This window comes from Pedobacter sp. JCM 36344, assembly GCF_046546555.1.
GTDB lineage: Bacteria > Bacteroidota > Bacteroidia > Sphingobacteriales > Sphingobacteriaceae > Pedobacter.
This window is the reverse complement of the sequence record NZ_JBKHKK010000006.1, coordinates 79,618-104,868: the sequence shown is the minus strand read 5'-3', so window position 1 is coordinate 104,868 and position 25,251 is coordinate 79,618. Positions and strand designations below refer to the sequence as shown.

The following is a 25,251-nucleotide window of genomic DNA, read 5'->3' as shown; positions in this document are numbered from 1 at the left end:
CAGACATGTTTAGACATTTATTTAAATTAATATGGAATAAGAGAAAGCATAATTTTCTTTTTCTATCTGAGATCCTGATCTCTTTCCTGGTGATATTCGCTGTGTTTTCTTACCTCACCTATTACTACCAAAATTACCGACAACCTTTAGGGTTTGATTATCAACGGGTTTGGACGATAGAATACGATAATGATAAACTTACGAAGAATAGTGATTCTTTATCAATGTTTTACGAACGCCTCGAAAAAACTTTGAAGTCGATGCCAGAAATAGCAGAGGTGTCTTTTTCAAGTGCTAATTTCCCCTACGGGGATAGCTATATGAGTACAGGGTTGAGTCAGAATGGCCAAAAGTTCAACAACGTAAGCAACTACAATGTGGGTGCTGACTACAATAAGTTATGGAATGTTGCTATGACTGAAGGAAGATGGTTTCTTCCCGAAGATGCAATCAGTAAAAATAGAACTGTCATTATCAATGAAACGCTGAAGAAGCTAATGTTTGGTAAGGCTCCAGCAACTGGTAAGCTTATTGGTGACTTTGATGATACCAACAAGTTGAAAGTTATCGGTGTTATGCAAGATGTTAAGGCCGATGGTGATTTTTCAGTTATTGGAAGCGCCATGTTTACGCGACTTGATACCAGTGGTTTAAGTTATATGCACACTATTTTGTTAAAGGTAAGGGAAAATGCAGATGCAACCTTTGAAGGTGAGTTATATAAATTCATGGCAAACTCGATGAGGAGTGCCGTCGAAATTAGGCATGTAGACGAAATGCGTGACGCAAAAAACGAAGCCACTTATATTCCGATGATTATCTTTATCATCATCGCGAGCTTCCTGATCATTAATGTTGGTTTAGGGCTGTTTGGTGTGATGTGGTACAATATCAGTAGGCGTAAGTCTGAGATTGGCCTTCGGCGGGCAATTGGAGCAAGTGGGGGGTCCGTTTCTTGCCAACTTGTTGCTGAAGCGATGATCTTAGCGACAATGTCTTTGGTGATAGGCTGCTTTTTCGCAATTCAGTTTCCGCTGCTGAATGTCTATAACATCCCTTCTGGTGTTTATATCATTTCGATCTTGATGTCCATCTTGTTCATTTACGTGCTGGTTCTTGCCTGCTCTTTGTTTCCTGGAAAACAGGCCGCAGCAATCCATCCGGCAATTGCATTGCACGAAGAATAATAACTATATTAACTTTGAATATGATTTTGATCGTTGATGATGATGTCGCAGTAAGAACATCTCTGGAGCTCTTGTTAACCGGCGCAGGTTTTAGCGTATTAACCGCCGATAGTCCGACGGATGCTATATCCATTATCAACCAGCGCGTTCCGCAACTCATTCTCCTAGATCTAAACTTCTCCATAGATACTTCGGGGAATGAGGGGATGGAATTGCTTAAGGACATTAAAAAAATTGATGAGAAGGTTCCCGTAATATTGATCACTGGTTGGGCAAGCATCGAGCTTGCTGTAAAAGGGATTAAGCTGGGTGCAAACGACTTCATCAATAAGCCCTGGAACAATGAATACCTAATACAATCTATAAGCACACTTCTTGACCTGCAATCAACCAAAGTAAAGCATACTTCGCGCAGTCAGCTGGATGATGAATTTGCATTTCATCAGATAATCGGAGTTGATTCTGAAATGCTCAGGATCTTGGAAACAATTGCTCAGGTTGCGGCAACGGATGCATCAGTATTGATACTTGGCGAGAGTGGAACAGGAAAGGAACTCATCGCTGAAGCTATTCACGAGAATAGTTTGCGAAGAAACAAACCATTCGTTAAAGTAAATCTCGGTGGAGTATCCTCCTCACTATTCGAAAGTGAGATGTTTGGACATGTACGTGGGGCATTTACTGATGCACGCTTTGACCGTATCGGTCGGTTCGAGATGGCAGATAAAGGTACCATTTTTCTAGATGAGATCGGTGAGTTGGAAAGGGGTAGTCAGGTGAAATTATTACGGGTGCTGCAAGATAGGACTTACGAAGCCCTTGGCAGTAGCAGTGGTAAAAATGTAGATATCCGCGTGGTTTGCGCAACTAATAAAGATCTTTTTGAAATGGTAGCTATGGATACTTTTAGGGAAGACCTCCTCTATAGAATCAACTTGATTACCATTAGGCTCCCATCATTACGAGAAAGAAAAGGAGATATCCCATTACTGGTTAACTTTTTTATGACCAACCTCAAAGAGATTTACAACCGACCAGGCCTATCAGTTAGTCCTGTCGCGATTAAATGGCTACAGCAATTAGACCTCCCAGGAAATATACGGCAGTTAAAAAATCTGGTAGAGCGTTCCATATTAGTAAGTAAAACTGACGAGTTGGGTGTGGAGGATTTTAAAATTCACTTGGAGGTTTCGACTTCCAAAAAGAGAAAGACTGAGTTTCCTGAGGTTGGGACTTTGACTCTTGAGCAGATGGAAATTGAGATGGTCAAGAAGGCAATGAACTTTCACCAAAACAGGATCTCAAAGGCAGCAGCTTCATTAGGAATTACTAGAAACTCCCTCTATCGTAGGCTAGAAAAATACCAGATACCTTTCAATGAGACTGAAGACTAAGTATATTTTGTTTATTTCTTTACTTCATCTGGGTTTTCTCGGACTGAGTTATCTGATCTTAAAACAAGATAAGATAGTTTTTATTATTTCAGAAGTTGTGATAATTATATCCGTGGTCATTTCTATAGGGCTTTACCGTCAGCTTATTCAGCCGCTGTCTTATCTTAAAGAGGGCATCAACGCCATAAAGGACAGGGATTTCAGTGTAAAGTTTTTACTTACCGGGAAGAAGGAGATGGATGAACTGATTGAGGTTTATAATGAGATGATGGATGCGCTACGAGAGGAGCGGACTCGGCAAGAGGAGCAGCACTTTTTTCTCGAAAAGCTTATCCATACGTCGCCTACGGGGATCATTGTTTTGAATTATGACCATCAGATCAGGCAAATCAATCCTAAAGCAAGAGAAATCTTAGAAGAAGGGGATACTTTGTTTTTAAAGGAAATGGAATCATTGAAACCTGGTGAGTCAAAGACTATGAAAATAGGGAGTATGAATACGTATAAGGTTCAGAAATCCAACTTCATTGATCGTGGATTTGCCAGGGTATTTATCATGATAGAAGAACTGACTGTAGAGATCTTTAAAGCGGAGAAAAATGCATATGGAAAAGTGATTAGAATGATGGCCCATGAAGTGAACAACACAGTGGGGCCAGTTAACTCCATATTAAGCGTTGCCCTCGGAACACAGGATATATGGCAGGACGAGCGTAGGGCAGCATTAAAGAATGCTATAAATGTTGCCGTAGAACGCAACCAGAATCTGAATCTCTTCATGCGAAATTTCGCCGATCTGGTCAAACTTTCTCCTGTAAATAGAGGCCCCGTGAATTTAAGCTTTCTCGTTTTATCGACTGTTGATTTGATTAAGATAAAAGCCGAGGAGCAGAATGTATCTATTGATTTGAATCTCCCCATGGATCCTTTTTTTATAAATGCAGATGCCCTACAACTGGAACAGGTACTGATCAACATTGTCAAGAATGCCATGGAATCAATTGAGGATAATGGATCGGTGCAAATTAGCTTAGATGCTCAAAAACGCCAGTTGGTACTGCAAGATAATGGAATAGGAATTGCGCCTGAACATGTAGAAAAACTTTTCAGTCCTTTCTTTAGTACCAAGAAAGACGGACAGGGGATAGGGTTGACCTTGGTAAGAGAAATTCTTCTAAATCACGGGTATTCCTTCTCTTTGAAAACACCTTCGCCGGGTATCACAAGGTTTACAATTAATCTCTGACCGCTTCCAGCTGGATGGCTATGTACCTTGCAAATGGATAGGCATTTTTTATAGTTCTTCTAATTCTTATTATCGCCCCATTGATATCTTCGGTAGCTAGGCCAGTTCTAATTGATTTACAGTATCTACCAAGGAGTAAATATCTTCTAAAATCATGGCGGCACTGCTGCTTTGGCCACCAGCAATAAATTTGGTTATGGTTGTTAGTAAATTTGCGATTAAGGCGTTACATATATGGATTTCTTGGACGCTGTTTTTGATTTCATTGCTGGTATGTTAACAAAAATGAGACATAAATGATTTGAGACCAAAAGGAAATAAGTTCTTTTTTAATTATATTTATACCACACACAATGAAACTAAATATAAACCTAAATGAAAAAATTAATCATTATGGCAGCGCTTGCGCTGTCCGCCTTCTGCGTTCAGGCCCAGGAGCGGTCCATTAGGTTAGGCGCTAAAGTCGGTGCAAACTTCTCCCTGTTCACACAATCCGTAGCTCCTTTTGATCAAAAGACGGGAACGCGCTTCGAATTCTTTGACCGTGATGTGCGAATTTCTGGTATGGGTGGTCTGACAGCGGAATTCTTACTGCCTAAGGGTTTCTCATTAGGAGTAGAATTCCTTTTTAGCTCCAGAGGTATGGCTTACAAAGAAGAAAACAATTATGCAGTTGTCCTGAATGAAGAGGGTGAGAATACAGCCACTAACCGTTTCACTTATAACATCGATTACCTGGAAATTCCTGTCACTATTAATTACAATTTCAACGAGCCTTCTTCATCCTTAAGATTAGTAGGATATATAGGCATAGCTCCTGCAATGGCAATTCATAGCAAAACAACGCTTCGGTATGCTGAGGGTTTAGATGGCGATGGATATAGGGCTGCTAATGAAAACGCCAACTTGAAAAATGTTAGATTGTATAACAATAATGTCCTTGCTGGGTTTCAGATAGGTGAAAACTCTACTAAGCGACTTGGAGGGTATCTTGATTTGCGGGGAACTCGTACACTACGTCCGGTTTTTCAGGGAAAAAGTCGCAGCGCCAATATCCCAAATACCAACATGCTAACTTTCACTTTAGCAATTGGTATTCGGATTTAAACTTATATTTCTACATTAGGCAATTAACCAGGTATACAATCAATTATGCAGAAGGAACAATTAAGGAGTCAGGAGTGGTTTGGTAAAAAAGGTAAAGATGGGTTTATTTATCGTGCCTGGATGAAGAACCAGGGTATTCCATCGCATCAATTGAATGGGAAACCAGTGATCGGTATATGTAATACCTGGTCTGAGCTCACCCCATGTAATGCGCACTTTCGCGAAATAGCTGAATCTGTAAAGAATGGTATCTATGAAGCGGGTGGCTTTCCTGTTGAATTTCCGGTAATGTCACTTGGAGAAACACTTATGAAACCAACGGCTATGCTTTTTAGAAATCTGGTTAGTATGGATGTGGAAGAGTCTATAAGGGCAAATCCTTTGGACGGTGTAGTGCTACTTTGTGGCTGTGATAAAACTACTCCGGCGCTGGTTATGGGTGCTTGTAGCGTTGATATTCCAACGATCGTTGTTTCTGGTGGTCCAATGTTAACCGGTAAGCACAGGGGTAAGGATATCGGCACTTCGGATATCTGGAACTTCTTTGAAGACAACCGCTCTGGATTGATGACTGATGAGGAGCTGTATGTTGCGGAATCTTGTCTGGCAAGAAGCAGGGGACATTGCGCGGTGATGGGTACAGCATCTACAATGGCTTGCATGGTAGAGGCACTTGGTCTTTCTCTGGCTGATAATGCGGCAATACCTGCATCCGATTCTCGGAGGAAAGCTTTAGCGCATTTATCAGGAAATAGGATCGTAGATATGGTGCGGGAAGATTTGAAGCCATCACAGATTCTAACGCGACAAGCATTTGATAATGCGATCACTGTAAATGCGGCAATAGGAGGATCCACTAATTTTATCATACACTTATTGGCAATAGCCGCTAGAATCGGTGTAGATCTGAATATAGATGACTTCAACACTTTAGACAAAGGTGTGCCGCTATTGGCTAACCTTCAACCCTCCGGAAAGTATTTTATGGAAGATTTCTACTATGCAGGAGGATTGCCAGTGTTGATGAAGGAGTTGCAAAGTCATTTACATAATGAAGCCATTACGGTATCGGGTAAGCCGATGTCTGCCAATTATGAAGATTGCGATTGTTTCAATACAGATGTGATTGGCTCCATGTCTTCTCCTTTTAATACCACTGCCGGGATTGTGGTCGTTAAGGGGAATCTTTGTGAGAATGGTGCAGTGCTAAAGCCTTCTGCTGCTACGAGCGCTTTGTTGCAGCACCGTGGCAAAGCAGTTGTATTTGAGAATATTGAAGATTATAGACTTAAGATAGATGACCCTGAGTTAGATGTAGAGGAGGGTGATGTTCTGGTTTTAAAGAACGTAGGGCCTAGAGGTTACCCGGGAATGCCTGAAGTGGGCAATATGTCTATTCCAAAGAAATTGTTGGATAAGGGGATAAGAGACATGGTTCGTATCTCTGATGGACGAATGAGTGGGACGGGTTTTGGAACCGTCGTTCTGCACGTTTCACCTGAAGCCGCCGTTGGAGGTACACTTGCAGTAGTTCTTAATGGAGATATGATTACATTGGATGTTGCCAATAAGTCCCTTACTTTGGAGCTATCCGACGAAGAGATTCTGACTCGTAAAGCGAACCTTCCTCCGGGAGATCATATTGTAGCAAGAGGCTATACGCACTTATACCAGAAACATGTGGAACAGGCGCACCTTGGTGCAGATTTCGACTTTTTGAAAGGTAGTTCAGGCAGTAAAGTAGTTAAAGATTCACATTAAAAATTATTTATGGATATAGACTTTAATGGGCAGGTTGCCATTGTTACCGGTGCAGGAAAAGGCATAGGCTACCAGATTTCACTGGAGCTTGCCAGGAAAGGTGTCTTCGTGGTTATGAATGATAGCGACGAAGAATTAATTAATGCGGTATCTGCCAGGATCAATTCGCTTTATCCGGACCAAACAATGGCTGTCGCAGGCGATGCTGGCGAAATCGACCTCATCCAGAGTCTTGTTGATAAAGCAGTTGAACAATTCGGACAACTTAATATTATTATCGCCAATGCCGGTATTACCTTATTTGGAGATTTTCTCAGTTACGAACCGAAGGCTTTTCAGGGTGTGATGAAAGTTAATCTGCAAGGGAGTTTCTTTCTGGCTCAACGTGCCGCGCGACAAATGATCAAGCAAAACACGGGAGGTAGGATCTTGCTTATGTCCTCTGTGACTGGTCAGCAGGCTCACAAAGACCTGGCAGCTTATGCCATGACAAAGGCGGGACTTCAGATGCTGGCGAAAAACCTGGTGATTGAACTTTCTGAATATGGCATTACAGTGAATACTGTAGCCCCAGGAGCGACACTTACTGAGCGAACTATGGAAGATGAAGATTATAAAAGTACATGGGCACGTATAACGCCAACAGGAAGAGCGGGTACTGTTGAAGATGTAGCTAATGCAGTGTTATTTCTGGTTTCACCAGCTGCGGGACAAATTACGGGACAGACTCTCGTGGTAGACGGTGGCTGGAGTGCAGTAAGTCTTTCTCCATTTTAACTATTTTTATGGCAGAACTATCTACTTTTTCGACATCCCAGAATATTCTTGGAGAATCACCTTTTTGGCATGAAGCTCGTCAAAGCATATTTTGGGTAGACATTCATAAGGGAATATTACATGAGCAGAAACTGTGCTGTGAAGGTAGCGTTACCTGGAATTTAGGAAAAAAGATAGCAGTAATCCTTTCTTGGGAGGGCAGTCAGTTGTTGATGGGTTGCGAAGATGGGATAGTAAGCTTGAATCTTTTAACGCAGGAATGGAAACTGATCATACCCATCAAAGTCCGAGAATCAAATCTTCGTTGTAACGATGGCTCATTTGATGTACAAGGAAATATCTGGATTGGCAACATGGATATGCAGTTTAGAGAAGGCCTTGGTAGCTTATATCGCATAGCTAAAGATGGGGGAACATTCGAAATACTTGAAGGGCTAACCATTCCAAATGGACTCAGCTTTTCTTTAGACCATAAAAGAATGTATTTTATTGATACTCCAACAAGAACGGTAAAGTCATACCTTATCGATCCAGCCGGTAATATATCATTTGAAAAATCTGCTGTTGTTATTCCTAAGAATATGGGTGTGCCTGACGGTATGAGTATAGACGAGCAGGGTATGTTGTGGGTCGCTTTATATGGAGGTGGAGCAGTTAGTCGTTGGAATCCATTTACTGGAGAACTATTAGAAACGATTGCCATACCTGCACTGCACATTACAAACTGCTGTTTCGCTGGTGATAAACTCAACGAGTTAATTGTAACCTCAGCCAGAGAAAATATGACGGAGATCCAATTAGCTATGTATCCTGAATCTGGTAACGTTTTCAGAATTCAGGATCTTGGTGTCAAGGGTGTTAAAATGCTATCTCATAAACCTTCGACCACATTTTTCCAGTAACGTAGATCTTTTTCGTATCATGATCATAGGCAATGCCGTTCATCTCATTAGCATTAGGATTATCCGCTTTTTCAGCAGCGTAAATGGGGTTCATGTCAATATTGGCGACCACATTTCCCGTAGCAGGGTCAATTTTAACAATATTATTGCTGAGCCAAACATTGGCGTAGATATACCCGTCGATATATTCCAGTTCATTGATCATAGTTAAGGGTTGGCCTTCTCTGGTCACAATAACGGTCTTTATTGGCTTTTGCGTGTTTGGATCAAGGTAGGTCAACGCACTTGTTCCATCGCTCATAATTATAAATTTGCCATCTGTCGTTAATCCCCAACCTTCAAGATTGGCATATTTAAAATCACCGAGCTTTTTAAAGCTTTTTGCATCATAAATGAAACCTTGCTGATTTTTATAAGTCACCTGATATAGCTTGTCGTTCAAAATAATTACACCTTCCCCAAAATAAACGGAACGGTCTAATTCAACTTTGGCATCAAGCTTTCCTGTCTTCGTATTTAATATCCCCACTTCTGATTTTGCCTGAGGCTTATCATTTGGCGAACCAGTACTTTCTATAAATTGTCCATTGTGCACCAAAAAACCTTCGGTAAAGGATAACGTATCATGCGGAAATGTTCCATTTAATTTAAAAGTTAAGTTCTCAACGGGAACCGTAAGCGTTGTTGTGGTAGTTTCTTCTGAACTGTTTTCTTTATTGCTACAGCTATTTAAAACAACTAAAGCAAGTATATAAATGGGCAACCTAAATTTCATGCTATAAATCTAGCGAAAATCACGTTGTTGCAACTGTCTGCAAAATAAATATCTGCTGCTGCATCTGCAAACTCAAATTATCGTTTATCTATTCGAAATGCGCTAGCTGGATTTGTTACCGTAAGCAAATCGAATTCCTTTTCGGTTAATCCATTCTTTAGAAGCGCTGGTTTTAGTTTCGTAAACAGCGTTACGTATGGCAGGGTGTTGCCATTTTGGTAAGGAATAAAGCCCGATTGACCATCTTTTTTGACTGCTGCGAAACCATCGTCATGGGAGATCAATAGTCTGTTAAGTAGGCCAGTAGCCTTAAATTTCATGATATTTTTCTCGTATTTGTTTAATGAATTTTCTGTACTATTCAAACCGTCAAGACTAATCCAGCAACCCTTCTTCGCTAATCTGATCTGTGTTTCGCCAGTTTGATCATTCTGAGCATGTACCCAGATGAAGGCTGAGGGTTTTACACCCATCTTTTCCAGGATTTTTAGCTCCTGCACCGCAGCTTCAGCATTGCCAGTATGGATGGCTATTTTCAATCCTGTTTTCAAGTGGGTTATCGCTGCAGCCTCAATCAGTTTAATCTCTACTTCTTTTAAAGGAGCATTATCGCTGCCCAATTTTATAAACCCAGGCCTTATTTTACTCCTCTCTATTCCATTTACATATTCTGAAATCCAACGTTCGGCCAGCTTCACGGTAGATTCAGTATAAGCATGATCCGGCAGATATTTCTGGTTAACGGCTGCATAATATCCGGTATTAGTTATGATGTTTAAGCCACTTAGCGTCGACAGTTTTCTTAAAAGCTTTACGTTTTTCCCAATGTATGATGGACTGCACTCAAAAATTGTCTGTATTCCGAGGTCCCTTACTGCTTTTAGGTGAGGTAATAATAGATCAAGGGCCTGCAATTCTGTGTATTCTGGATGGTTTTCACTTCCAGCCCCTGAAAAGTCCGTGATGAAATGCTCGTGAGGTAAAGCCCCTCCAAGCTCAGAAAGGCTTACTTTGCCATTTACCGTCATTACATAGTGTTCCTGCCGGAGAATATTTATTGGTAATTTTTTAGCGCAAAGAGCTGGAAAAGCACAAATTAAAGCTACAAATTCCCGTCTCTCCATACTGTGAATTTAGCAATTTTACTTAGATTCGTGTAATCAGCTATAAACCATAATATGAATATCAAGATAGCCAAACTCTCCTTCTGTATTGTTTTAAGCTTATTGACAGTATTTATCAATAATGCTTTTAGTCAGCGCTCGAGTCTATCGCCTGAGCAGCTACGTTGTGAATATCTGGAGAACCCAAACGGGCTTGATGAACTACATCCGAGGTTAAGCTGGACACTTAAAACTAATGATAATTCCAAATTTGGATCGGCTCAAACTGCTTATCAAATATTAGTTAGTGGCTCTGTGAATAGCTTAAAGACCAATAAAGGAGAGATATGGAATTCTGATTGGATCAAGTCTTCTAACATGCAACTGATCAGCTATGCTGGGAAGACATTGCTATCTGATAAAACATACTATTGGAAAATCCGCATCAAAGATGACAAAGGAAATGTTTCTGCCTGGAGCGAAAATGCTCAATGGAGTACTGGTCTATTTAATCAATCAGAGTGGCAGGCTAAATGGATCGGTACAGATCAGATTTTTAACCCTGCAATTGCAGATTGTAACATATGGGATCCTTGGCTTCGGAAGAATTTTAATGTCGAGAAGAAGCCAGAACGTGCTATGCTTTTCTTGGCCTCTGTGGGATTTCACGAACTGTATGTGAATGGCAAAAAAGTAACGGATGATGTGCTGTCGCCATCTGTGACTGATCATGCAAAACGGGCTCGATATGTTGCTTATGATATAGCACCCTTACTTAAAAATGGTGATAATGTAATAGCAATCTGGCTGGGTACATCATGGTCAATCTTTGGTCCATACATAGAAAAGTCAAGGCCAAATACTCCAATAGTGATCGCGCAGGCGAACATTGGAGGACAACTGCTAAAGACCGACGAAAGTTGGATAACGCATAAAAGTCCAAATAAGTTGCTGGGGACTTGGGATTTTGGCAAAATGGGAGGTGAGCTTTACGATGCAAATAACTATGTCTCCGATTGGAATGCCATTAAAACTGATGAGTCAGGTTGGCAAAAAGCAATAGTGTACAAACCAAATCTAGTATTATCTGCGCAGCAGGTAGAATCAAATAAAGTCTTTGAGGAGATAAAACCAATTAATATTGTTGCCAGACCAGACGGAACGTTCCGCGTGGATATGGGAATAAATTTCGCTGGTTGGACGTCAGTCAATATTTCCGGAAATCCGGGTGATAAAGTGGAATTTCTGTATTCTGAAAGATCGCAGGATGATATAACTTTTGCACTCCATAGTGCTTATATTATTGATAAAACAGGTAAGGGTACTTTTAGAAACCGCTTCAATTATAGTTCTGGTAGGTGGATAACCATAAAGGGTTTGAAGACTCAACCAGCTTTGTCCGATATCCAAGGCTGGATGTTGCGGACAAATTATAAGGAATCCACAAGCTTCGAATGTTCTGATCCCTTACAGAACTGGATTTATAAAACGGTAAAATGGACTTTCCAGAATCTATCTATTGGAGGTTTCATTGTTGACTGCCCTCAACGCGAACGACTTGGATATGGTGGGGATGCACATGCCACCTGTGAGACGGGTATGATGAATTATAAGATGGGTGCCTTTTACACCAAGTGGATGGAAGATTGGCGGGATGTGAAGGGTACGGAGTCTGTTGTTGGGGACATGTATGACACTACCTGGTTTCATAAGGGTTCGATGAGTGGCCGTCCATTGCATAAAGGGATTTTACCACATAGTGCACCCACCTACATGGGAGGCGGAGGTCCACCTTGGGGTGGGATTGTAGTTTCATTGCCATGGTTCATTTATCAGCAGGAAGGTGATGTGAGAATGTTGAACAAAAACTTTGAGTTGATTCAGGATTGGCTTGCTTTTTTGAAGACACAGTCTAAGGATGAAATGCTTGTGAGATTTGGTGGAGACTGGGATTTTCTGGGTGATTGGTTATGGCCTGGTGCAACAGCTGAAGGAATGAATAACAATAAGCCTCAGACTGTTTTCCTCAACAATTGCTATATGGTTTACAATTTTAGAACGGCCGCTAAGATCGCTCGGGTATTGGGCAAAAATAGAGAAGCGCTGGATTGGGAAAAGCAAGCCTCAGCAACCAGCGTGGCAATCCATGCGAAGTATTATAATGGTGATGACCATAGTTATTCTGATAGGTCTATGTCCAACTTGGCAGCAGCATTAATTGGCGAGGTAATGCCAGAGCCATTAAAACCATTGGTTATGAAGCGTCTCGAGAAGGAAATTCTGGAAATTCGAAAAGGTCATATTAACGTAGGAATTACGGGTGGAGCGATGTTGTTCAAAGTTCTTCGTGATGCAGGTCGTGACGATCTGATCTATTCAATGACCTCTCAAACTACTTACCCTAGCTGGGGATATATGAAAGAGAACGGGGCAACTACTATTTGGGAAATGTGGGAGAAAGATCTTCCGGGCCATTCTTTATTGCACAGTTCCTATCTGTATCCTGGAGCTTGGTACATCGACGGCTTAGCCGGAATCAAAAAGAATTTGGATCAACCAGGTATGCAACATTTTGTGCTTAGGCCGCCTATGCTTAAGGAAGAACAAATGACCTGGGCGAGGGCCTCAATGGATTCGCCTGCGGGATTGATTAAAACTTTCTGGAAACGCGAAAAGGGGATACTCCGGTATGAGATTACCATCCCGCCCAACACAAAGGCAACCCTGCAAATACCACTTACTGAAGCAGGTGCTATTGAAGGGGGAACATCTGGTTTAAAAGAAGCGGGGAAAAAAGATGGATTTAGGGTCTATCAGCTCTCCTCTGGAAATTATAAATTGCAGTTTAAAAAGGGCTAGCAGATAAAATTGAATGGTAGTGCGCTTTATTTAGCATTTCCCCAAATCTCATAGATCTTATCACCTTTGCTGCTAAGACCGCTATGGTGCCATTTTCCGTCTTCTAGTTTTCCATCAAAACTCAATGCAGCACCAACGCGAGAATTATCTCTGGAGAAAAACTCAATGTTTTCCGTGTATTTTCCGTCTTTGAAACTGTATGATCCACCTCCAGTACCTGAAAACTGTTTCTTCTCAGGGTCAATGGCAACCCATTGAAATTTAGTGCCGGTAAGCAATTTATAAGTTTGTCTGCTCCCTGTTTGATGGATATCTGCAACTTTACCGTCAGCGTCCATTCTCCCTGTAATTTTCCATACTCCCGCTAATGGGGCTTTGCCGTCATCAATTTTTGAGAACTTTACTTCGCCTTCCTCCATTTGCAATACAAGTTGATTATCTGGCAATGAGAAGCTCAGACTCATTTCTTCACCTACTTTTGTGGAATCACTACTGTTGTAAAGCACCTTCATATTGAGCTTTCCATTAGTAACTTCAAAGTTACCACCTTGGCTCATTACAAATGTTTTTCCCTGTTTTACGGTATGAAAACAAAAACCGTCCTGGAAAAATAGATAATGTGTCTCTCCTCCATTATTCAATAGCCAGGCACCCAGAACCGAAGGCGACTGAGCCCATAAGTTACCGGTGATTGTCACTAACACCAACAAGGTTACAAATAGTTTTCTCATTTTCGAATGTATTTTGTTGTATCAAGATAAGTAGAAATTGTAGCATATGAAAATATTTCAGCAGACGATTAGTTTAAGAGCTAGAAAAAGAGGATTTCATTTGATCACAGAGGAGGTAGAAGCAGCTTTGCCGGAGTTATTAAAGATTGAGCTGGGCATGTGTCAGGTTTTTATTCAGCATACCTAAGTTTGACTGCTTAATTATTCACTTTATTTTTAGAAATCAAAGGGAATTTTCTATATTACAGTGCCCTTTTTAAGGTCGTAACCAAATAATAACTTCTAATTATCTGTATGAGAATTATTTACTTATTAATTGTAGTTGCGCTCTCCTATATTCCATTTTCTAATGCCCAAAGCCTCACAATGAAGGTTAGGCTCTTCGATGGTAAAACTTTTAATGGATGGGAGGGAGATCTGAACAAGACCTGGACAATTGAGAACGGAGCCATAGTAGGTGGGAACGGTAAAGACATGGTTCCACAAAACGAATTTATTAGCACGCAAGCTGAATACTCCAATTATAGCCTTAAATTGAAATTCAAATTAACAGGGACTGATGGTTTCGTAAACGGGGGTGTACAGTTTCACAGTCAAAGGATAAATGATCCAAACTTTGAAATGATTGGTTATCAAGCTGATATTGGAGTAGGTTTCTGGGCTTCATTATATGATGAATCCCGCCGAGATAAATTACTGGTAACTGCAGATCCTAAAAAAGTCAAATCAATTCTTAAAGCGAGCGATTGGAATGATTACGAGGTAAAAACAACAGGTCGCCGCATTCAGATATTCCTAAACGGCACACAAACTGTAGATTATACGGAAGAGGATCAGAATATCCCACAGTCCGGACATATTGCCTTTCAACTTCATGGAGGTGGCAAGACCAAAGTCTTTTATAAAGACATCATGCTGCAACCGCTCCCTTAATTACTTCTTTTTTAAACACAAATAAACCAACTATATTATGGCTTCAAAACGCTACATTTTTACTGTTATAATTGCAGTACTTATTATTCCATTAGGCTATGCATTCAAAGATGCTACCTTCAATCTGATATCCGTTAAGAAGGAAATAAAGTATGACCGGGAGTATACCCTTGAATCGACCATGCTCGGATATATTGGTCAGGATGGCAAACGTAACCCTATATTAAAAGCGAGTAAGGGTGAACTGGTACGCATAAAGGTCGTTAATGGTGAATTAATGACTCATGATATTGCGATTGAAAAGGCAGGCGTAAAAAGTAAAACTTTAGTTGAAAAAGGTGATACTTCCAGTGTTGTATTTCGCGCAGATAAGAATGATGTCTATTTCTGTAGCATTCCCGGACATCGCGCGGCAGGAATGGTCGGAAAAATCGAGGTAACAGAAGGTGCGATTAAAAAGGAGGTTGTTATTGCTGGTATTCTTCCAAAGAAAGGAGTGAAAGCGCTAAACCTGAATTTCGAAAAAGGCACTCTTGAAGACTGGACAGCTACAGGAGATGCATTTGCTAGTGCGCTAGTTGGGGCAGACATTACTTCTGTTTATGAAAAAGACGTAAAAACTGGTAACAGTAGCGCTTATTTTATAAGTAGCGGAGGTACTAAGAATTATAAAAGAACTGGAACCCTTACCTCTGTTCCGTTTACTGTCACGCAGCCATTTGCTTCTTTTAAAGTATCTGGTGGTGCATTGCAAGATACCAGAGTGGAGTTGGTAAAGGCTGATGACAATAAAGTTATTTACCAGATAACAGGAGCGGGGAGGGCAACGCTTCAACCGGTAGTGGTAGATTTGAAGGAGGTGATGAACAAGGAAATTTTTATTCGTTTAGTGGATAGTGAGACTGGAATTTCTCAGATCCCGTACATCGGTGACGACATATGGGGGCATATCAACTTCGATGATTTCTTGTTTTATGCCACCCGACCGAATTTCTCGAATGAATTGAAGAAAGAGGATATCATTATTCTTCCTCCACTAGATCCGATAATTAATTCGGGATTATCAGGTCCGAAAGCAGCAGAGGCAATGACTCCAAAGAATGGTTTCAAGGTTAAACTTGCTGCCGCTGAACCGGATATTATTCGTCCGATTAGCTTCACTATTGATGCTAGAGGTAGGCTTTGGGTAGTAGAAGCTCATACTTACCCTATTCGCGCCGCGGAAGGGCAGGGTAAAGACAGAATCCTGATCATGGAAGATACCAATGGAGATGGAACATTGGATAAGCGTACTATTTTTATGGAGGGGTTAAATCTTGTAACCGGAATCGAATTGGGAATGGGAGGAGTTTGGTTAGGGGCAGCACCTAATTTATTGTTCATTCCGATTGATATGAAGACGGACAAACCCGCCGGTCCGCCACAAATTTTACTTGATGGCTGGGGTTATGAGGATACGCACGAGATGTTGAATAACCTGAGGTGGGGTCCGGATGGATGGCTTTATGGCACGCATGGCATATTTACACAATCCAATGTGGGAGCGCCAGGCTCAACTGATGCACAAAGAACCAGATTAAATGCAGGTGTTTGGCGTTACCATCCAACCACAAAGAAGTTTGAACTATTTGCTGAAGGAACGAGTAATCCATGGGGTATAGATTTTAATGACTACGGACAGTCATTTGTAACTGTATGCGTCATTCCGCATATGTTCCAGATGATTCAGGGCGCAAGGTATTTGCGTCAGGCAGGTAACCATTTCAACCCCTATACTTACGACGATATCAAGGAGATTGGTGACCATGTGCACTGGATAGGAGATAGAGGTCCACACGCTGGTAATTTTAGATCCAACTCTAAAGGTGGAGGTCATGCCCATGCAGGTGCGATGATCTATCTTGGTAGTGAAAAATGGCCGGCAGAATACCGTAATAACATTTTCATGAACAATATCCATGGAAGCAGAGTCAATGTGGATGTGTTAACCCGCAAAGGATCAGGCTATGTTGCCAGTCACGGAGATGATTTCTTATTGACGAATGACACCTGGTCTCAGTGGTTGAACTTCAAATATGACCAAAGCGGGTCCGTGTTTGCGATTGACTGGTATGATAAAAATCAATGTCATAGTCCGAACCCTGATGTTCACCAGAAAACGATGGGTAGGATATTTAAGATCAGCCATGAAACTGATCAATGGAAAAAAGTGGACTTATACAAGGCTTCAGATAAAGAATTGGTAGAATGCCAATTGAACAAAAACGAGTGGTATGTGAGGCAGGCGCGTCAGATTTTGCAGGAAAGAGGTCCTAATAAGAAGGTTCACAAGATGCTGAAAGAGATATTGGCGAATAATCCTGATGAGACCAGGAAACTTCGTGCACTTTGGGCACTACATGTGACGAAAGGAATGGAGGAAAAGGATCTTATAGATTTGCTTTCATATGACAGCGAATATGTAAGGAGCTGGGCAATTCAATTAATCGCAGAGGATAAAAATCCATCAGATGCGGCTATGAAGCGTTTTGCAGAACTGGCTGCGTCAGACAAATCTGCTATGGTCAGGTTGTATTTAACTTCTGCTTTACAACGTGTTGACCCTTCTAAAAGATTCGAAATATTGGAAGCTTTGGTGCAACATGAAGAAGATAAGGATGACCATAATCTTCCATTGATGCTTTGGTATGCATTGGAACCAACCGTCCCGGTAGATATGAGCAGGGCCTTAGCTATTGCATCAAAGGCAAAAGCGCCAAGGATCTTAACCTTTACTAAAAACAGGCTGTCAGCTATCAACACACCGGATTCTAAAAAAGTCATAGATACTTTCAATCAACAAATGGGTAATATGCCAATGGACCATAGTCAGCATAAAATGAAGTAGGGTTATAGGACTAAAAACCTTATCGGTTTGAGAATTGTTCAACAAGAAATTGAACTTCTTATGAGTCTTGAGAAATATAACACAAAGCGCGACTTCAGCAAAACTGCGGAACCGAAAGCGGGTACCAGCAGCGATAAAAATAAGTTACTTTTTGTAATTCAAAAACATGATGCATCACACCTCCATTACGACTTTAGGTTGGAAATGGACGGTGTGTTGAAAAGCTGGGCTGTACCCAAAGGACCGTCCACTGATCCAAAAGCTAAGCGACTTGCCATGATGGTTGAGGATCATCCCTTCGATTATCGGAGTTTCGAAGGGATTATTCCGAAAGGAGAGTATGGCGGAGGTACCGTTATCGTGTGGGACAAGGGGACTTATGAGCCTATTGAAGAGATTAAGGGAAAAAACGCGCAGGAAAAGCATTTACTGGAACAGCTAAAGTCAGGTTCTTTGAAGATTAGGCTTCATGGTGAAAAACTAGAAGGGGAATTCGCATTAGTTAAAACCCACGGTATGGCTAAAAACAGCTGGTTGCTAATTAAGCATAAAGACGATTTTGCGTCTGTTAAGGACATTACAAAGAAAGATAAATCCGTCATTTCGGATCAGACTATTGCTCAGGTTGAAAAAACCAGTGATAATGTATGGCATAGTAATAAGACTGACGATGCTCTTGCAAAGACTAAGGCTGAGCAAGGTGGTAAATCGAAAATTCCAACTGGAATGAAGCCTATGCTCGCAACACTCGTGGATGAGCCTTTTGATGATCCAAATTGGCAGTATGAAGTCAAATGGGATGGCTATCGTGCACTTGCTTTCTTGAATAAGGGAGCGGTCGACCTGCGATCTCGTAACAATAAGAGCTTCAATGAAAAGTTTTATCCGATCTATGAGCTCTTGAAAACTTTTGACATCAACGCGGTTTTCGACGGAGAAATACTCGTGCTCAATGAGAAGGGAATCTCAAATTTTAGCGACTTACAGAACTGGAGGAGTGAGGCAGATGGTGACCTTGTCTTTTACGTGTTTGATATTATTTGGTACGATGGTAAGGACCTTAAAGACCTGCCTCTTTATCAAAGGCAAGAAATACTTACAAAGGTGTTGCCAATAGCTGATGATAGGATCAGGTTAAACAAAGTGTTTGATACCAGTGGAATAGATTTTTATCACGCTGCGGAAAAGATGGGTCTTGAAGGAATTATCGCTAAGAAAAAAGACAGTACTTATGCGGCAAATTACCGCTCTAAAGAATGGTTGAAAGTTAAGGTACATAAAGGGCAGGAGGTAATCATTGCTGGGTACACCAAGAATGCGGATACCACGAAACCTTTCAGTTCATTATTACTTGGTGTTTACCTCGATAATGTACTACAATACGTTGGCAAGGTTGGGACTGGTTTCTCGGCTAAACTTCAGAAAGAAATGATGGAACAGTTTGAACCACTAATTACTAACGAATGCCCGTTTGAAGATATTCCAGACGTGAACAAACCCTCAAGGTTTAGACCTAATCCACCAAAAGCAAAGGCTACTTGGCTTAAGCCTGAACTGGTCTGCGAGGTTGCGTTTGCCGAGGTGACTAGCGATGGAGTGTTTAGACATCCATCATTTCAAGGTATGCGCATCGATAAAAAGGCGAAAGATGTTACCAGGGATCTGTCTGCTCCGACAGAAGACATGATAGATAAGGTTGAAAAAGTTGTTGCTGAAGTTGAATCTACAACAGAAACACCAGAGGCCGCTTTAAAACCACCTAAGGTTAAAGCAAAAAAAACACTTTTGAATCCGAAAGATGAGACACAGGTCAGAAAGGTTAATGGACATGAGCTAAAGTTCACCCATTTAAGTAAGTTATACTGGCCTGAAGATACTATCAGTAAGCGAGAGATGTTCAATTATTACTACCAAATAGCCGATTATATACTTCCTTATCTCAAAGACCGACCCATGTCGCTGAATCGATATCCCGGTGGTATTCATGCAAAAGGTTTCTATCAGAAGAATGTGAAAGATACAGCTCCGGATTGGGCGCAAACCTTTCCCTATTGTACGGGAGATGGTGAAGAAAAGGAATATTTGGTTGGTCAGGATGAGGCATCGTTATTATGGATGGCATCGCTTGGATGCATAGAAATGAACCCATGGTTTAGCAGGGTCTACTCGCCAGATAATCCAGATTACTGCATTATTGATTTGGATCCTGATAAGCATACCTTCGATCAGGTTGTTGAAGCTGCAAACGTAGTGAAGGAAGTTTTAGATGCCATCGAAGTGCCGTGCTTCTGCAAGACTTCTGGTTCCACTGGAATGCACATTTACGTTCCTTTAGGGGCTAAGTATGATTATGATCAAAGTCAGTTATTTGCCAGAATCATAGTGAATATTGTCCACAAGCAGATTCCTAAGTTTACCAGTTTAGAACGAATAATTGCGAATAGGAAAGGTAAAATGTACTTGGATTTCCTGCAGAACAGACCGGGGGCTACAATTGCTGGTCCCTACTCTTTACGTCCGAAACCTGGAGCAACCGTTTCGATGCCACTACACTGGGATGAAGTAAAGAAAGGGTTGAAGATGAAAGACTTCAATATTTTTAATGCAGTTGATAGGGTAAGGATAGAGGGAGATTTATTCAAAGGAGTACTAGCAAAAGGTATAGACTTGGAAAAAACGAGCAAAAAAGCAAAAAGTATTTTTGGTTAGACGTTGAAAAGTACAGGGTGTTAATAGTTAATTCTCATGACGATCTTTGTTGACAACATTTTCGCAAGAACCTTTACAAAAATATTGGCCTGTCTAATTTAATCGCAATCCTATGCGCAGCGTTCATCAAGCCGACATGACTATATGCCTGCGGGAAATTACCCCACTGACTCCCGTCTTTTTCGTCAACGTCTTCACTGAATAAATGCACGTGATTAGCATATTTTATTATTGACTCAAACTCTTTGATGGCATCGTCCAATCTTCCTACGCAAGCTAACGCTTCAACATACCAGAAAGCGCAGATCAAGAACGTAGTTTTTGGCTTACCAAAATCGTCTGTGTGTTTGTACCTATAGAATAAGCCGTTTTCAGCTTTCAGTTCCAACTCTAATGCGATCAAATGATCTTTTGCTTTTTGAGAATTTGGATCCAGGTAATTCATTAATATCAATTGCAATGTGCTTGCGTCCAGATGCGAACTTCCAACCGCATGATTATAGACCTTGCGTTCAGGGTCGTAACAATCCTCAATATGTTGAGCTGCTTTTTTTACTAGAATGCTTGCCCTTTCTTCGAATTCAGTATTGCCAATTGTTTTGGCCATCTTAAGTGCTGCATTGGCACCTGCCCATTGAAATAGATTGGTGTAGCAATGAATATGGGCAAGGTTTCTAAACTCCCAGATTCCTGCGTCCTTCTCATCGATTGTATGTTCGATTTTAGTCAACAAATAATCAAGCCATTTGCTGGAGTCCTGTCTCTCTCTAAATATAAAACGATGGTCAGTATATAAAGGAAGCATCGAAACCAATACTTGTCCGTAGATGTCGTTCTGAATGTGTTCGTAAGCCTGATTACCTATACGCACTGGTTGGTTACCTTGATAGCCGGCAATATGATCCAAAATTCTTTCAGTCAGTACCCTTTCTCCAGCAATTCCAAATAATGGTTGATAGCGTTCATCGTCTCTGAATGAGATATCCGTCACGTAGCCAAAGTACTTCTCCATTTCCTCGAAATGGCCAACATGATTTAATGCGTTTATAACATAATAAGTGTCACGCATCCAGCAATATCTGTAATCCCAGTTTCTGATGCTGCCAGGGGATTCCGGTAAACTTGTGGTACTAGCGGCAATGATAGCGCCTGTATCTTCATATTGGTGAATTTTGAGCACTAAGGCTGATCGAATAACGATTGGCTGGTAAAACCCTGCAATGGTTGAATGCTTTATCCAGCGTCTCCAGTATTTAATAGTTTCGGTTAAAAAACGCTCTGCAGTACTGATTATAGGTGCATTAAGTTGATGCCCATAGGTCAGAATAAGATACCTTGTTTCATTAAGGGCAAAGTGCTTTTCGTCTTCGATATAGCTCAGAGAAATGTTGGTGCTCAACTGCATATCTTCATCAGCCCCAGTGAACTCAATGTGGTTGCTACCCCTATGGCCAACTTGAATCGTTTCTCCATAATCTGCAACAGGTTTGCAAATAACCTTCACTCTAGGATTGCCGTTGATCGGTTCAATCTTTCTGATAAGCATCAATGGCTTAAAGTAACGTTCATACTGAAAAAACCGCGGGGCGAAGTCCGTGATCCTATAAGTACCTTCAATATTGGTGATTTCGGTACAGATGATATTTGTATTTTCCAGATAGAACTGCTTCGACTCGAATTCCCCACTTGGACGAATGGAATATTCCCCGCCATTATCGTTGTCTAGGAGACCTCCAAACACGAAAGTACTATCGAAACGTGGCCAGCATAGCCAATCTATATTTGTGTTTTTGTTTACGTGCGCCAGGTACGCACAATTCCCTATAATACTGGTTTGGTATGTATGTCTTTCTTCCATTTTACTTTGTCAAAGAGGGTTCTATATGCGCTGTAAAGCTTTTTAGCAAATCCCGTACTTCTTTATGATCTTTTAAATAAAACTTAGCCGCAGAGATATTACTACCGACTTTAATGGTAAATGCTTCATCCGGAAGGGCTTTGAATATATCTTCGTCGGTATAATCATCTCCCAATGCAATGATGAAATCAGGATGGTTGTTGAACAGCCAGTTCTGAGCCGCTTTACCTTTGTTAACTTCGATATTTTTGAACTCAATAACCTGATTTCCTTCCAGCATCTGAAGTCCTTTGTCAGCAACCATCATTCGCAAATGGTTGGTGATTTCGTTGGCTCTTAATTCTCCTAATCCTTTTTCCACCTTGCGGTAGTGCCAAACTAATGAAAAACTTTTGTCCTCAATAAAAGAACCGGGTGTTCTGTCTGTGTAAGTATCTAATACCGATTTGACTTCAGTCTTCCACTTGTCGGTCAGTAATGGAAGTGCTTTCCACTCTTCGTGCAGATGCTTCTGCCAGGCACCGTGTTCGGCAATCATGTCCAGTTTTAAATGGCCAAACCATTGTTCCAGCGTTTGGTAATTGCGACCACTAATCAAAATCACTCTATTCGAGAGGTCTGAAGTTAAGTCGGTTAATATGTTATAAAGAGCCTCATCGGGTGAAGCTTTATTGATATCTGCTTGAAAACCTACGAGAGTTCCATCGTAGTCCAAAAAGATAAATCTATTTGTAGCGTTGGCATATGCAATGGCGATATCTTCTCTTATCGCAACAGCAGCATGCTTGGTGAGTAGTGATTCTTGCATTTGTTTAACTTCTGAGAGTTTATCCATAAAGTTTTTAACCCAAAGGTTGATATTGAATTTCTTAACAATGTACCGCATACTGGTCATGCGGATAACCTGTTCTTCTGTAGGCATGTTGATCGCATCGATAATAGCTTTCATGATGTCGCCAATATTGTTTGGATTGACAATTAAGGCATCATTTAATTCTTTAGATGCACCAGCCATTTCACTCAAAATTAGTACCCCGTCATTCTTTACCCTTGAAGCAACATATTCCTTACTAACCAAGTTCATGCCATCCCTCATCGGGGTTACCAAACAGATGTCGGCAATTGAATATAAGGCGGAAAGAAATTCTACAGAAAAGGAGCGGTAGAAATAATGTAAAGGTACCCAGTTCATAGTTCTAAATCTGGAGTTGATGTTACCAACCAATTGATCTATGTTGTCTCTAAGTTCCTTGTATTTGGGAACAGTATCTCTTGAAGGTACGATGATCATAAAAAGTTCGATCTTCTCAATATACTCCGGATGAAGTTGCAATAAAAGTTCTAGCGCCTGTAGCCGTTGTAGAATACCTTTGGAATAGTCAAGTCTATCTATGGAAAGTATGACTTTCTGGTTTTTGTGAATCTCTTTAAAAGCAGCAGAATGTCTGGCTACCTTTATATTCTTCGTTAAGTTTTCAAACTTGTCGTTGTCAATTCCCATTGGAAAAGCTTCTACCACGATCTGCCTATTTTTGTGAATAATCACATTTTCTGAAGGTTTTGCAGAGGATAGTCGAGAGGCGGCACTGAGGAAATGACGGACATCATCGAAAGTATGAAAGCCTAAAAGATCTGCCCCAAGAATTCCTTCGATGAGTTCTTCTCTCCAGGGAATCAAGCGGAAAATTTCATAGGATGGGAACGGTATGTGCTGGAAAAAGCCAATTGTTACTTGTGGTTTATTACGTCTTACATAACATGGAAGCAATAGCAACTGGTAATCATGAATCCAAACAGTGTCCCCATCATTTAGGTGATAGATAACTTCCTGACTAAACTTTTCATTAGCAGATTTATAGTAATCCCAATAGCTTTGACTAAAGTTCGCATAAGTCGCTACGTAGTGGAAGATTGGCCAAAGAATCTCATTACTAAAGCCTTCATAATAAAGGTTAATCTCTTCGTTTGTGAGGAAGACCGGGATCAGATTTAAAGTAGCAAGTTTTCGCCTCACTTCATCTTGTCTGTCCTCAGGGACTTCAATACCCGGCCAGCCAATCCAAACATTATTTCCAGTTTTATAAACTGACCCAAGTCCTGTAGCTAATCCACCCTCACTAGGTCTTAATATATATTCGCCATTTTGCTCAGTGATCTTTACAGGGAGACGATTTGATACTATTATAGTTTTATTATTATCTGTCATATCTCATAAAACAACGATTTAAGGCCATAATTGTTTAATTTCTTTTTAATTTGGCTCTTTAGAAACTATAATATGAAGTCATTTCTTTTCAAGTTTTTGCCTGTTCTAGCTGTTGCCAGTCTAAGTTCCTGCTCGTCACTTTATATACCAAATGTCCCTAACAATCCGATGCTGAGTACTCAAGGAGAGTTCAGTGGAGGAGCCCATGCTTCAATCGGGGGGAACCTAAGTCTGAATGGTGCTTATGCAGCGTCTAACCATTTTGGTATTATTGGAAGTGCATCATATTTAAACAGTGACGGCAGCAGAAGGGACCTTAAACAAAAGTTAGGTGAGATAGGAGGAGGTTATTTTAACACTTTCGGACCAGATGACAATCGAATAATTGAAGTTTATGCGGGCTATGGTGGAGGTAAAACTGATAGAACCTATCTTCATTACAATAATGACCTGCTCACAAGCACAGAACATCAGGAGACAACCTATAGTAAAACCTTTTTTCAGGTAAACTATAGCTCAAGAAAGTCAAACGATTTAAAGCTTTTTGGGAAAGTGTTTCCAATTAATTATGGTACTGCAATCAGGATTAGTCATGTAGACATGAAGACTTTCATGATCAATGGGATAGGACAACCGAGAGAAGGTAACTTATTTGTGGAGCCAATCTTTTTTACCCGCATGAGGTTTAGCGATAGGTTTCAGTTACAATATACCTCCAGCGGGAACTTCGGGCTAAATAGCCGGAAGTTCATAAGTGCTGGGAATTCTTTATTTACAATCGGTGCTGTTGTAAACATAGGAGGTAAGATTAAATAG

General features: G+C 40.8%; 18 protein-coding genes. 13 read left to right on the top strand and 5 right to left on the bottom strand.

The annotated features are described in order from the left end of the window. The first annotated feature begins 5 nt into the window (after positions 1–5). The 7 genes from ACHFIZ_RS07615 to ACHFIZ_RS07585 all read left to right on the top strand — a co-directional run bounded on the left by ACHFIZ_RS07615 (position 6) and on the right by ACHFIZ_RS07585 (position 8,374). Positions 6–1,187 (top strand): ABC transporter permease, encoded by a 1,182-nt coding sequence (locus ACHFIZ_RS07615; protein ID WP_410884467.1) that lies wholly within the window; start codon positions 6–8, stop codon positions 1,185–1,187. A 20-nt stretch (positions 1,188–1,207) separates the two neighbouring features. Next, positions 1,208–2,581 (top strand): sigma-54-dependent transcriptional regulator, encoded by a 1,374-nt coding sequence (locus ACHFIZ_RS07610; protein ID WP_410884465.1) that lies wholly within the window; start codon positions 1,208–1,210, stop codon positions 2,579–2,581. After that, the gene (locus ACHFIZ_RS07605; RefSeq protein ID WP_410884463.1) at positions 2,565–3,827 is read left to right on the top strand and encodes a sensor histidine kinase; all 1,263 of its coding nucleotides are present in this window, start codon (positions 2,565–2,567) and stop codon (positions 3,825–3,827) included. The genes ACHFIZ_RS07610 and ACHFIZ_RS07605 overlap by 17 nt, the downstream gene beginning before the upstream one ends. Positions 3,828–4,202: 375 nt before the next feature. Continuing rightward, a complete protein-coding gene (locus tag ACHFIZ_RS07600; RefSeq protein WP_410884461.1) occupies positions 4,203–4,934 on the top strand; it encodes an outer membrane beta-barrel protein in 732 nt (243 codons plus the stop codon). A gap of 45 nt (positions 4,935–4,979) precedes the next feature. After that, positions 4,980–6,695: an IlvD/Edd family dehydratase gene (locus ACHFIZ_RS07595; RefSeq protein WP_410884459.1), complete on the top strand. Its 1,716-nt coding sequence runs from the start codon at positions 4,980–4,982 to the stop codon at positions 6,693–6,695. Between the two features lie 9 nt (positions 6,696–6,704). Next, positions 6,705–7,472 carry an SDR family NAD(P)-dependent oxidoreductase gene (locus ACHFIZ_RS07590; RefSeq protein WP_410884457.1) on the top strand — a complete coding sequence of 256 codons (768 nt, stop codon included), beginning with the start codon at positions 6,705–6,707 and terminating at the stop codon, positions 7,470–7,472. Positions 7,473–7,480: 8 nt separating this feature from the next. Next, complete coding sequence (locus tag ACHFIZ_RS07585; RefSeq protein ID WP_410884455.1) at positions 7,481–8,374, top strand: SMP-30/gluconolactonase/LRE family protein; 894 nt, start codon at positions 7,481–7,483, stop codon at positions 8,372–8,374. Here the strand turns inward: ACHFIZ_RS07585 and ACHFIZ_RS07580 are convergent. Beyond that, positions 8,331–9,149, bottom strand: a complete 819-nt coding sequence (locus ACHFIZ_RS07580) for a glutaminyl-peptide cyclotransferase (RefSeq protein ID WP_410884453.1) — start codon at positions 9,147–9,149, stop codon at positions 8,331–8,333. The two genes, ACHFIZ_RS07585 and ACHFIZ_RS07580, sit on opposite strands and share 44 nt — an antisense overlap. 77 nt (positions 9,150–9,226) lie before the next feature. Then, a complete protein-coding gene (locus ACHFIZ_RS07575; RefSeq protein ID WP_410884451.1) occupies positions 9,227–10,273 on the bottom strand; it encodes a hypothetical protein in 1,047 nt (348 codons plus the stop codon). Positions 10,274–10,327: 54 nt separating this feature from the next. Here ACHFIZ_RS07575 and ACHFIZ_RS07570 point away from each other — a divergent pair, with 54 nt between their 5' ends. Beyond that, positions 10,328–13,111 carry a family 78 glycoside hydrolase catalytic domain gene (locus ACHFIZ_RS07570; RefSeq protein ID WP_410884449.1) on the top strand — a complete coding sequence of 928 codons (2,784 nt, stop codon included), beginning with the start codon at positions 10,328–10,330 and terminating at the stop codon, positions 13,109–13,111. Positions 13,112–13,137: 26 nt separating this feature from the next. On the opposite strand, the gene ACHFIZ_RS07565 is transcribed toward ACHFIZ_RS07570, so the two are convergent. Beyond that, a complete protein-coding gene (locus tag ACHFIZ_RS07565; protein ID WP_410884447.1) occupies positions 13,138–13,842 on the bottom strand; it encodes a hypothetical protein in 705 nt (234 codons plus the stop codon). Positions 13,843–13,888: 46 nt separating this feature from the next. Here ACHFIZ_RS07565 and ACHFIZ_RS07560 point away from each other — a divergent pair, with 46 nt between their 5' ends. The 4 genes from ACHFIZ_RS07560 (at position 13,889) to ligD (ending at position 20,371) form a co-directional block, all read left to right on the top strand. Then, the gene (locus ACHFIZ_RS07560) at positions 13,889–14,029 is read left to right on the top strand and encodes a hypothetical protein (protein WP_410884445.1); all 141 of its coding nucleotides are present in this window, start codon (positions 13,889–13,891) and stop codon (positions 14,027–14,029) included. Positions 14,030–14,136: 107 nt separating this feature from the next. Further along, complete coding sequence (locus ACHFIZ_RS07555; RefSeq protein WP_410884443.1) at positions 14,137–14,775, top strand: DUF1080 domain-containing protein; 639 nt, start codon at positions 14,137–14,139, stop codon at positions 14,773–14,775. Between the two features lie 37 nt (positions 14,776–14,812). After that, on the top strand, positions 14,813–17,662 hold the full coding sequence (locus ACHFIZ_RS07550) for a PVC-type heme-binding CxxCH protein (RefSeq protein WP_410884441.1): 2,850 nt from the start codon (positions 14,813–14,815) through the stop codon (positions 17,660–17,662). A 60-nt stretch (positions 17,663–17,722) separates the two neighbouring features. Beyond that, on the top strand, positions 17,723–20,371 hold the full coding sequence (gene ligD, locus ACHFIZ_RS07545) for a DNA ligase D (protein ID WP_410884439.1): 2,649 nt from the start codon (positions 17,723–17,725) through the stop codon (positions 20,369–20,371). 73 nt (positions 20,372–20,444) lie between these two features. On the opposite strand, the gene ACHFIZ_RS07540 is transcribed toward ligD, so the two are convergent. Both ACHFIZ_RS07540 and ACHFIZ_RS07535 read right to left on the bottom strand, forming a co-directional pair. Next, complete coding sequence (locus tag ACHFIZ_RS07540; RefSeq protein ID WP_410884437.1) at positions 20,445–22,229, bottom strand: glycoside hydrolase family 15 protein; 1,785 nt, start codon at positions 22,227–22,229, stop codon at positions 20,445–20,447. A 1-nt stretch (position 22,230) separates the two neighbouring features. Continuing rightward, entirely contained in the window at positions 22,231–24,435 is a 2,205-nt protein-coding gene (locus ACHFIZ_RS07535) for a bifunctional alpha,alpha-trehalose-phosphate synthase (UDP-forming)/trehalose-phosphatase (protein ID WP_410884435.1), read from the bottom strand. Between the two features lie 72 nt (positions 24,436–24,507). Here ACHFIZ_RS07535 and ACHFIZ_RS07530 point away from each other — a divergent pair, with 72 nt between their 5' ends. Further along, entirely contained in the window at positions 24,508–25,251 is a 744-nt protein-coding gene (locus ACHFIZ_RS07530) for a hypothetical protein (protein WP_410884433.1), read from the top strand.